7 protein-coding genes are annotated in these 8,602 nt (G+C 73.2%); 5 read left to right on the forward strand and 2 right to left on the reverse strand.

The genetic code is table 11. The features are described 5' to 3' along the window. The 3 genes from C1J00_RS32595 to C1J00_RS32605 all read left to right on the forward strand — a co-directional run. The coding region (locus tag C1J00_RS32595; RefSeq protein WP_102912580.1) for an aminotransferase-like domain-containing protein at nt 1–1,168 on the forward strand (1,168 nt) is incomplete at its 5' end. Nucleotides 1,169–1,296: 128 nt separating this feature from the next. Then, the gene (locus C1J00_RS32600) at nt 1,297–2,859 is read left to right on the forward strand and encodes an alkaline phosphatase D family protein (protein WP_102912581.1); all 1,563 of its coding nucleotides are present in this window, start codon (nt 1,297–1,299) and stop codon (nt 2,857–2,859) included. A 109-nt stretch (nt 2,860–2,968) separates the two neighbouring features. Next, nucleotides 2,969–4,225 (forward strand): GNAT family N-acetyltransferase, encoded by a 1,257-nt coding sequence (locus C1J00_RS32605; RefSeq protein ID WP_102912582.1) that lies wholly within the window; start codon nt 2,969–2,971, stop codon nt 4,223–4,225. A gap of 9 nt (nt 4,226–4,234) precedes the next feature. Here the strand turns inward: C1J00_RS32605 and C1J00_RS32610 are convergent, their stop codons facing one another. Continuing rightward, nucleotides 4,235–5,458 carry a trans-sulfuration enzyme family protein gene (locus C1J00_RS32610; protein ID WP_102912585.1) on the reverse strand — a complete coding sequence of 408 codons (1,224 nt, stop codon included), beginning with the start codon at nt 5,456–5,458 and terminating at the stop codon, nt 4,235–4,237. A gap of 60 nt (nt 5,459–5,518) precedes the next feature. Here C1J00_RS32610 and C1J00_RS32615 point away from each other — a divergent pair, with 60 nt between their 5' ends. Together C1J00_RS32615 and C1J00_RS32620 are read left to right on the forward strand one after the other, a co-directional pair. After that, nucleotides 5,519–6,010, forward strand: a complete 492-nt coding sequence (locus tag C1J00_RS32615) for an Lrp/AsnC family transcriptional regulator (protein ID WP_031137002.1) — start codon at nt 5,519–5,521, stop codon at nt 6,008–6,010. Nucleotides 6,011–6,041: 31 nt separating this feature from the next. Beyond that, complete coding sequence (locus C1J00_RS32620; RefSeq protein ID WP_102912583.1) at nt 6,042–7,733, forward strand: DUF885 domain-containing protein; 1,692 nt, start codon at nt 6,042–6,044, stop codon at nt 7,731–7,733. 59 nt (nt 7,734–7,792) lie between these two features. On the opposite strand, the gene C1J00_RS32625 is transcribed toward C1J00_RS32620, so the two are convergent. Continuing rightward, a partial coding sequence (locus tag C1J00_RS32625; RefSeq protein ID WP_102912584.1) for an SDR family oxidoreductase occupies nt 7,793–8,602 on the reverse strand: 810 nt, incomplete at its 5' end.

The raw sequence follows: 8,602 nt of genomic DNA on the forward strand, positions 1-8,602 counted from the left end.
GACCTGGGTGGGGGCGGCCGTCCGGGCGGCGGAGCCGCGGGCGCACGATCTCGCTCCGCACTCACCCGGCGCCCGTGCGGACTTCGTACCCGGGACGCCGGACCTGGCGCTGTTCCCGCGCGCCGCGTGGGCCGCCGCGCACCGCGGTGTACTGGCGGATCTGCCGCACCAGGAGCTGGGCTACCCCGACCCGCGCGGGCTGCCGCGGCTGCGTACCGCGCTGGCCGAACTGCTCGCCCGGCGGCGGGGCGTGGTGGCCGACCCGGAGCGGATCGTCGTCGTGTCGGGGGTGGCCCAGGCGACCACCCTGCTCGGTTTCGTGATGCACGCGCGCGGGGTGCGCACGGTCGGCGTGGAGGACCCGGGCAGTCCGCAGCACGACGCGCTGTACGCGTCGGCAGGGGTCACCGTCGTGCCGCTGCCGGTGGACGACGAGGGAGTCGCCCTGGAGCCGCTGCGGGCCTCGGGCATCCGGGCCGTGGTGACGACTCCGGCCCACCAGTTCCCCACCGGCATCGCCTACTCGGCCCGGCGTCGCGCCGAACTGCTGGACTGGGCGCGGTCGGTGGACGGCATCGTCCTGGAGGACGACTACGACGGCGACTTCCGCTACGACCGTGCACCCGTCGGCGCGCTCCAGGGCCTCGGTCCGGGCCACGTGGCCTACACGGGCTCCGTCAGCAAGTCCCTGGCTCCGGGCCTGCGGCTGGGCTGGATGCTGGTGCCGGAGTCCTGGGCGCAGGAGGTCGTCGAACGCAAGCGCACCATGGATCTCGGCCACCCCTCCCTCGACCAGGCGCTGTTCGCCCGCTTCCTGGAGCGCGGCGACTACGACCGTCAGCTGCGCCGCTGCCAGCGCGCCTACCGCGACCGGCGCGACGCGCTGGTCGCCGCCCTGGACGCGCACTTCCCCGGCTCGAAGGTGTCCGGGATCGCCGCCGGCCTCCACGTGATCGCCACGCTGCCGCGGCGGTACGGGCCCGAGGAGCGGTTCCTCGCGCGAGTGGCCGCGGCGGGGGTGGCGGTGCGTCCGCTGTCGGCCTACGCCCACACGCCGGCCGAGCCCGAGGGAGCCGGGGAGGTCCGGCTCGTCCTGGGCTACGCCCATGTGCCGCCCGCCCGGATCGCCGCGGGTCTACGCCTGATGGCCGAGGCCGCGAGCGGGTGAGCCGACCGGTCAGCGGGGTTCCCTCACCCTGCGGTCAGTTGTTCACTTGGGGTTCGTGTGTGCGCTGCGGCGTGCAGGTAGGTGTGGCTCTGCACACTTGGCCGGATCCCGTCCCTGGAGGCGTATCCATGTCACACCGTCCGTTGCCCGGGCGCCGTAGCGTCCTGCGTGGCTCGCTCGCCGCGTCGGCTGCCCTGTCCCTGCCCACCGCGCTCGGCGCGGCACCCGCGTTCGCACGCTCCGGGCGCCCGACGGCGGGATGGGGGGTGCAGGCGGGAGACGTGACCTGCGACTCCGGGCTGGTGTGGGTGCGCTCCGACCGGCCGGCGCGGATGATCGTCGAGACGTCGGCGACGGAGTCGTTCCGCGACCCGTACCGCCGAAACGGCCCGCTGCTGGGTCCGGGCACCGACTTCACCGGCACGACCCGGCTGCGCGGCCTGCCGTCCGGAGAGCAGATCCACTACCGCGTGCTGCTCGCCGACCCGGACGACCCGCGCCGCACCGGCGAGCCGGTCACCGGCACCTTCCGCACCGCGTCCGCCAAGCGCCGCGACGGTGTGCGGTTCGTCTGGTCGGGCGACCTGGCCGGACAGGGCTGGGGAATCAACCCGGAGTTCGGCGGCTACCGCATCTACGACGCCATGGGCGCCCTCGACCCGGACTTCTTCCTCTGCAGCGGCGACACCGTCTACGCCGACGGCCCGATCACCGAGAGCGTGGCCCTGCCCGACGGCCGCACGTGGCGGAACATCACGACCGAGGAGAAGTCGAAGGTCGCCGAGACCCTCGCGGAGTTCCGCGGCAACTTCCGCTACAACCTGCTGGACGAGAAGCTGCGCGCCTTCAACGCCCGCGTCCCGTCCATCGTCCAGTGGGACGACCACGAGGTCACCAACAACTGGTACCCGGGCGAGATCCTCACCGACTCCCGCTACACCGAGAAGCGCGTCGACGTACTCGCCGCACGCGCCCGCCGGGCCTTCTCCGAGTACGTCCCGGTCTCCACGCTGCGCCGCCCCGGCGGCCGGGTCCACCGCGTGCAGCACCACGGGCCGCTACTGGACGTGTTCGTCCTGGACATGCGCACCTACCGCAACGCGAACTCGCCCGGCGACCAGCCCACCGACCCGCAGGGCATCCTCGGCCGGGAGCAACTGGATTGGCTCAAGCGCGAGCTGTCCCGCTCCCGGGCGGTGTGGAAGGTGATCGCCTCCGACATGCCGATCGGCCTCGTCGTGCCGGACGGGACGAACATCGAGGCCGTCGCCCAGGGCGACCCCGGCAAGCCGCTCGGCCGCGAGCTGCAGATCGCCGAACTGCTGCGGTTCGTCAAGCACCGGCGGATCACGGGCACGGTGTGGCTGACGGCCGATGTGCACCACACCTCGGCGCAGCACTACCTGCCGTCGAAGGCCGCCTTCACCGACTTCGAGCCGTTCTGGGAGTTCGTCTCGGGCCCCCTCAACGCCGGTGCCTTCCCCGCCAACGCGCTCGACGGCACCTTCGGCCCGGACCGCGTGTTCGTGAAGGCACCGACGACCGCCAACGTCTCCCCCGCCGACGGCTTCCAGTTCTTCGGCGAGGTCGACATCGACGGCCCCAGCGGCGAGCTGACGGTCCGTCTGCGGGAGCAGGACGGCACCGTGCTCTTCACGCAGACCCTCCAGCCGGGCCTGGTCGGCCAGTAGACACACAGCGCAACGTTTGAAGCGTGGACCAAGAGGGCAAACTGCCCACTTTACCCGCCGGTCACAGTGCGTTCGCGATCAGGCAACACCGTTGCGTCACAGTGGGTGCATGACGCGAGAAGTGACTCACCAGACGCAGCCCGAGGACAACTGCCGCCCCGCCACCTCCTGGCGGCGGGTCACGGCGGCGTTCCACACCTGGCGGACACGACGCCAGGAACACGCGCCACCGACGGGTGATACCGGGTCCCCGGCACCGGAACCGGTGCCGGGGGCGAACACCCTCTGGCGGATGCGGACCACCGTCCAGGACGAGCCGGGGTCACTGGCGGCCCTGTGCGGCGCCCTGGCCGGGCAGCGCGTCGACATCCTCAGCCTGCAGACGCACCCGCTGGCCGAGGGCACGGTCGACGAGTTCCTGCTGCGGGGCCCTGCCGCCCTGCCGGTGTCCGCGATCACCACGGCCGTCGAATCGGCCGGCGGCGCCGACACCTGGATCGAGCGGGCCGACGCCCACGACCTCGTGGACGCGCCGACCCGGGTCCTCGGACTCGCCGCCCGCACGGCCCTGGACTCGGCGGAACTGCCGCTGGCCCTGCGGCAGTTGCTGGGCCGGTGCACGATCCGGTCCCGGCCAGCTCCGGCAGGTGGCGGCCGGGCGCCGGGCGGCCTCGCGGTGGAGGGCGCCCTCGACGGCACGGTGATGCGGCTGCGCGCCCCGGAAGGCGGAGTGATCACCGTGGAACGGCCGTACCTGCCGTTCACCCCGACCGAGTTCGCCCGGGCCAGGGCGCTGGTGGAACTGGACGCCCGGCTCGGACCGCGCCTGCCGCACGGACGGGACCTGCTCACGCTCGCCGAGGGCAGCGACATCACCGTGCGGCGGGCCGACACACGTGACCTCGAAGCGGCCAGGGCGATGCACGAGCGGTGCTCGGCCCGCACGCTGGAGCTGCGCTATCACGGGCCCGTCCATGACGCCGACCGGTACCTCGGTCACCTGCTCAGTCCGCGCTACGGCCGCACCCTCGCCGTGCAGACGGCCTCGGGGCGGATCGTCGGGCTCGGTCACCTCCTGTGGGACGGGGACGAGACGGAGGTCGCGCTGCTCGTCGAGGACGCGTGGCAGCGGCGGGGCGCCGGGGCGGAGTTGCTGTCGCGGCTGGTGGCCATGGCCGTCGAGGCGGGGTGCTCCAGCGTGTACGCCGTGACGCAGGCGTCCAACACGGGGATGGTCGCGGCGATGCGGGGGCTGGGGCTGCCTCTCGACTACCAGGTCGAGGAGGGGACGCTGGTCATCACGGCGAGGTTGGGTGAGCCCGTTTCGACCCGTGCGGGCGAAAACGGGAGCGCCTCGGCGCCGTAGGGGCGTTCGTCAGTGAGCGGGCGCGGGTTCGCTGCGGCCTGTCGCGCAGTTCCCCGCGCCCCTGTCGGGGCGCCCCAGCGCCTGGTCCAGATCCGACCACAGGTCCTCCACGTCCTCCAGGCCGACCGACATACGCAGGAGCCGGTCGCTCACCCCGGCCCGCTTGCGGTCGTCCGCGTCGACGATGCGGTGGCTGATGGAGGCCGGATGCTGGATCAGGGTGTCCACGCTGCCGAGGCTCACCGCCGGGGTGATCAGGCGGACGCCCGCGATGACCTCGTGCGGGTCGTCGTACACCTCGAAGGCGACCATCGCGCCGCCGATGCGCGGGTAGTGCACACGGGCCACCCGCGGGTCGGCGGCGAGGCGGTGGGCCAGTTCCGCCGCCGTGGCGGAGGCCGCCCGGACCCGGACGGGGAGCGTGGACAGACCGCGCAGCAGCAGATAGCCGGCCAACGGGTGCAGGACGCCGCCCGTGGCGAAGCGCACCTGGCGCAGCCGGCCCGCGAACTCCTCGTCGCAGGCGACCACGCCCGCCAGGACGTCGCCGTGACCGCCGAGGTACTTGGTGGCGCTGTGCAGCACCAGCCGCGCGCCGTGCTCGGCGGGGCGCTGGAGGACGGGGGTGGCGAAGGTGTTGTCCACGAGCAGCGGCACCGAGCCACAGGCGTGCGCGACGGCCCGCATGTCGACCTCGGCGAGGGTGGGGTTGGCCGGGGACTCGACGATGACCAGGCCGGTGTCCGGGCGCAGCGCGTCGGCGACGCCGGCGGGGTCGGTCCAGGTCACCTCCGAGCCCAGCAGCCCGGCGGTCAGCAGGTGGTCGCTGCAGCCGTAGAGGGGGCGTACGGCGACGACGTGGCGCAGGCCCATCGAGCCGCGGACGAGGAGGACGGCGCTCAGCGCCGCCATGCCGCTGGCGAACGCCACCGCCGCCTCGGTCCCTTCGAGACGGGCCAGGGCCGTCTCGAAGCGGGCGACGGTCGGGTTGCCCAGCCGCCCGTAGACGGGCGGGCCGTCCGGCTCGGCGCCGGTGGTGGCGAACGCGTCGATGCGGGCCGCCTCGCCGCGGCTGTCGTACGACGGGTAGGTGGTGGACAGGTCGATCGGCGGGGCGTGCAGCCCCTGGCGGGCGAGGTCGTCCCGCCCGGCGTGCACGGCCTCGGTGGCGAGGGCTCGCGGTGCGGTGCGGACGCCGTCGTCGGCGCGCGTACTCGTTGTGTCCATGTCCATGCTGGAGAGGGTGAACATCGACCGGGCAGCCGCGCGAGAATCCCGTGCTACGTTCGGCCCATGGCTGAATCTGTCGTACTGGATCCGGTAGATCTCCATCTGCTGCGGCTGTTGCAGAACGACGCCCGGGCGACGTACCGGGATCTCGCCGCGCAGGTCGGGGTGGCGCCGTCGACGTGTCTGGACCGGGTGACGCGGCTGCGCCGCTCGGGCGTGATCCTCGGGCACCGGCTGGAGCTGGATCCGGCCAAGCTGGGACGAGGACTCGAGGCCCTGCTGTCGGTGCAGGTCAGGCCGCATCGGCGGGAGCTGGTCGGGCCGTTCGTGGAGCGGATCCGCGCCCTGCCGGAGTCGCGGACGGTCTTTCACTTGACCGGCCCGGACGACTATCTGGTCCATGTCGCGGTCGCCGACATGGCCGATCTGCAGCGGCTGGTGCTGGACGGGTTCACGTCGCGGCGGGAGGTGGCGCGGGTGGAGACCCGGCTGATCTTCCAGCAGTGGGAGTGCGGGCCGCTGCTGCCGCCTTCGCCCTCGGCTCAATCCGCGTGACGTGTGCGGTCCGTCGTACGAGGATGGCCGCATGTCTGAGATCAAGAGCCAGCTGCCCCGTGAGGTCGCCGACGCGTACGTCGACGAGCTCGTCGCCCTCGACCCGATCACCGGCACCTTCCTCGGCGACAAGGAGAGTTCGAGCAGGCTGCCCGACACCTCGCCCGCGGGCCAGGAGGCACTCGCGGAGCTGGCGCGCCGGACGCTGGCCCGGCTGGACGAGGCCGAGCGGCTGCCCGGCGCGGACAGTGACATCGAGCGCCGGTGCGCACGGCTGCTGCGCGAGCGGCTGGGCGCCGAACTCGCGGTGTACGAGGCCGACGAGAGCCTGCGTTCCGTCAGCAACCTGAGCTCGATCGCCCACGCGGTGCGGCAGGTGTTCACCGTGACGCCGGCGCGGTCGGAGGAGGACTGGACGGCGATCGCCGAGCGGCTGCGCGCGGTGCCGGCGGCACTGGAGGGCTACCGGGAGTCCCTGGCGCTCGGTCTGGAGCGGAAGCTGTACGGCGGGCCCCGCGCCACGGCCACGTTCGTGCGGCAGCTGGGCGAGTGGGCCGACGCGGACGGCGAGGGCCACGGCTGGTTCGAGCAGTACGCGGCCGCCGGCCCCGAGGCCCTGCGGTCCGAACTGGACGCCGCTGCCCGCTCGGCCACCGAGGCCGTCGCCCGGCTGCGCGACTGGATGCGGGACGAGTACGCCCCGGCGATCGAGGGCGCGCCGGACGTGGTGGGCCGGGAGCGGTACGCGCGCTGGGTGCGCTACTTCAACGGGACGGACCTCGACCTGGACGAGGCGTACGCCTACGGCTGGTCCGAGTACCACCGCCTCCTCGGCGAGATGAAGACCGAGGCCGAAAAGATCCTGCCCGGCGCCGGCACCCCGTGGGAGGCGCTGGCCCACCTCGACGAGCAGGGCACGCACATCGAGGGCGTCGACGAGGTCCGCGACTGGCTGCAGAGCCTCATGGACGAGGCGATGGACGCGCTCGACGGCACCCACTTCGACCTGGCCGAGCGGGTGCGCCGGGTGGAGTCCCGCATCGCCCCTCCGGGCAGCGCCGCGGCCCCCTACTACACGCCCCCCTCGGACGACTTCTCGCGCCCCGGCTGCACCTGGCTGCCCACCATGGGCGAGACGCGCTTCCCGGTCTACGACCTGGTGTCGACCTGGTACCACGAGGGCGTGCCCGGCCACCACCTCCAGCTGGCCCAGTGGAAGCACGTGGCGGAGAACCTCTCCCGCTACCAGGCGAGCGTCGGCATGGTGAGCGCCAACGCCGAGGGCTGGGCGCTGTACGCGGAGCGGCTCATGGACGAACTGGGCTTCCTGACCGACCCGGAGCGCCGCCTCGGCTACCTGGACGCGCAGATGATGCGGGCCGTGCGCGTCATCATCGACATCGGCATGCACCTGGAGCTGACGATCCCGGACGACTCGCCCTTCCACCCCGGCGAGCGCTGGACGGCCGAGCTGGCACAGGAGTTCTTCGGCTCGCACAGCAGCCGGCCCGCGGACTTCGTGGAGAGCGAGCTGACCCGCTACCTGTCCATGCCGGGCCAGGCCATCGGCTACAAGCTCGGCGAACGGGCCTGGCTCCTGGGCCGCGAGAACGCCCGTGCCCGCCACGGCGACTCCTTCGACCCGAAGGCGTGGCACATGGCCGCGCTGTCGCAGGGATCGCTGGGACTGGACGATCTGGTGGACGAGCTGTCCGCCCTGTAACAGCTCGTCAGCCCTGTGGTCGGCTCGTCAGCCCTGCAGTCAGCTTGTCGGCCCTGTGATCAGTGCCGGAATCCGCCCTCGGAGCGGATGACCTCCCCGGTGATCCAGCCCGCCTCGTCGGTCGCGAGCCAGGCGATGAGGCGGGCCGGGTCGTCGGGCATGCCCCACCGTCCCGAGGGGAAGCGGGCGGCGACCGCCTCATAGTCCTCGCCGGTCAGGTAGTCCGTGTCCACGGGGCCGGGGTTGACGGTGTTGACCGTGATGCCCTGCTCGACGAGCGTGGTCGACAGGGAGCGGGTGATCGAAGCGAGGGCGCCCTTCTGGAGGGCGTAGGCGATCTCGCCCGGCATGCCGCCCGCGGTGTCCTGGCCGGAGGTCATCATCACCACCCGGCCTCCGGGGCCGGGGGGCCGCAACCGGGCATGGGCCTGGACGAGCAGCAGGACCGCGCGGGTGTCGACCGCCCAGTGCCGGTCGAGCATCTCCGCGCCGATCTCGTCCAGGGAGCCGTCGAAGCCGCTGTGCGCTTGGTTGGCGACGAGGATGTCGAGGCGTCCGCCGAGGGCTTCGGCGGCCCTGGTCACGAGTTCGGCCGGCACGTCCGGGTCGGCCAGGTCGCCGGGGCCCGCGACGATCCGGGCGCCGGGATCGCCGGCTGCGGCGCGCACGGACGCGAGGACGTCTTCGGTGCGGTCGGCGCCCCAGGGCCGACCGGCGTCGTGCGGGACATGGTGGTGCAGGTAGACGCTCGCGCCGTAGGCGGCCAGGCGGCGGGCCACGGCGTGCCCGATGCCGCCGCGGCGGCTGGCTCCGGTGACCAGCGCGGTACGGCCGCGCAGGGGCAGGGGGTCGCGGCGCAGTTCCTCAGG

The organism is Streptomyces cahuitamycinicus, assembly GCF_002891435.1.
Classification (GTDB): domain Bacteria; phylum Actinomycetota; class Actinomycetes; order Streptomycetales; family Streptomycetaceae; genus Streptomyces; species Streptomyces cahuitamycinicus.

What these genes read in the sequence shown, in the direction of transcription:
- C1J00_RS32610 (WP_102912585.1), bottom strand. Translation starts at nt 5,458, where the DNA reads ATGGACATGGACACAACGAGTACGCGCGCCGACGACGGCGTCCGCACC.
- C1J00_RS32605 (WP_102912582.1), top strand. Translation starts at nt 2,969, where the DNA reads ATGACGCGAGAAGTGACTCACCAGACGCAGCCCGAGGACAACTGCCGC.
- C1J00_RS32615 (WP_031137002.1), top strand. Translation starts at nt 5,519, where the DNA reads ATGGCTGAATCTGTCGTACTGGATCCGGTAGATCTCCATCTGCTGCGG.
- C1J00_RS32600 (WP_102912581.1), top strand. Translation starts at nt 1,297, where the DNA reads ATGTCACACCGTCCGTTGCCCGGGCGCCGTAGCGTCCTGCGTGGCTCG.
- C1J00_RS32620 (WP_102912583.1), top strand. Translation starts at nt 6,042, where the DNA reads ATGTCTGAGATCAAGAGCCAGCTGCCCCGTGAGGTCGCCGACGCGTAC.